1 protein-coding gene is annotated in these 2743 nt (G+C 47.8%); it reads right to left on the minus strand.

The window, feature by feature from the left end; translation table 11 throughout:
* On the minus strand, window positions 1-2743 hold a 2743-nt coding region (locus VIM87_RS29660), incomplete at both ends, for a condensation domain-containing protein (RefSeq protein ID WP_332000476.1).

Below are 2743 nucleotides of genomic sequence, written 5' to 3' on the forward strand. Positions count from 1 at the left end.
TAGAGCCAGAGGTATAAATAACATAGGCCAGCTGATTAGCGGTTATAGTTACCACCGGCGCATAAGTGCTATAGATATGGATCTCATCTGCATTCAATGCAGGATCCACCATCATGATGCCCATGCCATGAATACGTTCATCCAGCTGGTTGTCCGTCAACAGCACGCTAATGCCACTATCCTTGATCATGTACTGCAAGCGGTCTGCCGGGTAAGCAGGATCAATGGGTACATAAGCTGCACCGGCTTTCAACACGCCCAACACATATACCAGCATTTGTTCGGAGCGGTTCACCATAATACCAATGCGCTCTTCAGACTGCACGTGGTAGCGGGCCAGCAGGTAATTGGCTAACTGGTTACTGGCTTCGTCCAGCTCCTGGTAATTAAGTTGAGTATTTCCAAATATTACCGCAATAGCTTCCGGGTTTTGCTGTACCTGTTGGGTAAACAGCTCCAGGATGTTACCAGCCGGGTTAACGGCGGCAGTATCGTTGAAAGTGGTTAATAACTGTTCCTGTTCTGATGTGGTGAGATAGCTCAGCTTATCGATGGATGTTTTGCTATCAGCTACAATAGAGGCCAGGATCTGCTGGCAATGCGCGCCCATTCTTTCAATACGATCCCGGTTATACAGGTCTGTATTGTACTCTATGCGCAGCTGCAATGCATCGCCATATTCATAAAAATCAAACGAAAGATCAAATTTACTGATGGTCACATCTGCCGGGTAGTCTTTTACTACAATACCGCCGAAGTCCCGCTGTTCAGTAGTAGACAGCTCCACATTTTCCAGCGCTACCATTACATCAAACAAAGGAGAACGGCTCATATCCCGCTGCAGGTCCAGGTCATCTACCAAGCGGTCAAAGGGATACAACTGGTGATCATAAGCGCCTACGGTTACTTCCTTTACTTTATTTAACAGCTGTACAAAGCTTTCATTGCCTTTGAACTGCGTGCGTAATGCCAGGGTATTCACATAAAAACCGATCTGGTTTTCCAGCTGGTAATGATCACGGCCGGCAATGGGTGAGCCGGCAACAATATCGCTTTGCCCGGTGTAGCGGTACAGCAGCGCTTTTACACCAGCCAGTAACACCATGAACAAGCTGGCGCCTTGTTGTTTGCCTAAGTCTTTTAAAGACTGGCTGAGTGAGACATTCAGGCTGTACTTCACCACATCTCCATTAGATGTAAGCAAAGCAGGGCGGGCATGATCTGCAGGCAGGTTCAGTACCGGCAGCTCACCGCTGAATTTATCTAACCAGTAATTTTTGTGATTATTTGCAGCCTCGTTATTCAATTGCTCCTGCTGCCAGGCTGCATAATCTTTGTATTGTATAGAGAGCGGTGCTAATGGGTTATCCTCTCCTTTCACATAAGCATTATACAAAGACAATACCTCATCCACCAGCACTTCCATTGACCAGCCATCGGAAATAATATGATGGATGGTATAGGCAAACACGTATTCCGCAGCTCCTGATTGTAATAAGGTAGTCCTGAAAAGCGGACCGGTTTCCAGGTCAAAAGGCGTATTAAATTCCGCCTGCACCAGCTGCGCTGTTAAACTTTCTTTGCCGGCTTCCTGCTGCAGATCATGGTACTGCAGCTTAAACCCGCAGCTGGCGGCCGGTAATATTTTCTGGCGGGGTTCATTATCTACTGTAATAAAAACAGTGCGCAGGCTTTCATGCCGGTCAACCAGCGTTTCCAGCGCCCGTGCAAAAGCGGTGCGGTCCAGCGTTCCGGTAAGCACTACGGCTGCCGGCATATTATAAGCTACCTGTCCCTGTTCCAGCTTATCTAAGATCCACAGACGTTTCTGTGCATGGGATACTTCGTAATGTTCCTGCAGAGGCAAAGGGTTAATAACAGCATACGTGGTTTGGCCGCTTTGTACTACCACTGTAGCCAGCTGCGCTATAGTAGGATTAGAAAAAATATCCGCCACCTTCAGGGAAATATCCAAGGCTTTGTACACCCGGGATATTACCTGCATAGCTTTTAAAGAAGTACCGCCCACCCGGAAAAAGGATACCTTGCGGCCTACCCTTTTCAGGCCCAGCACTTCCTGGAAAATTTCATCCAGCAATGTTTCTGTTGCTGTTTGCGGCGCTTCATAATCTTCATCACTAATGATCAGGCTATCCGGTTTGGGCAGCGCTTTTTTATCTACTTTACCGTTAAGGGTTAAGGGAAATTCTCCCATGGGTATAAACCAGGAAGGGATCAGGCCCTGCGGCAGCTCCGTTTGCAGAAAAGCGCGCAGCTCATCTATGCTAATGTTGTTGCCTATGTAATAACAGATCAGCTCCTGCTGCTCCTCCCGGTTCTTGTGCGTGGTTACAAATACTTCGCGGATCCCATCTTTACCCAGCACGGCCTGCTTGATTTCGTTTAGCTCTACCCGTATGCCATTGATCTTAACCTGCTCATCCAGGCGGCCCAGCACTTCCAGGCTCCTGTCGGGCAAATAGCGGCCCAGGTCACCGGTTCTGTAAATAATATCCGGCTCAGGGGTTAAGGGGTTTTGTACAAATACTTTTTTGGTAAGGGCTTCATTTTTAAAATACCCCTTAGTCATGTAAGGGGTTTTAATGTACACCTCTCCTATTTCCCCTATGCGGCATAATTTACCGGTATTGCTGATCACTGCTATAAAAGCGCCTTCTATGGGCTTACCGGCATGAATGGCCTGTGCAGGATCTGCGGGCAGCTCATTGATACGGTGAAAGGT

This window comes from Chitinophaga sp., assembly GCF_036569125.1.
In the GTDB taxonomy this organism is placed as follows: Bacteria; Bacteroidota; Bacteroidia; order Chitinophagales; family Chitinophagaceae; genus Chitinophaga.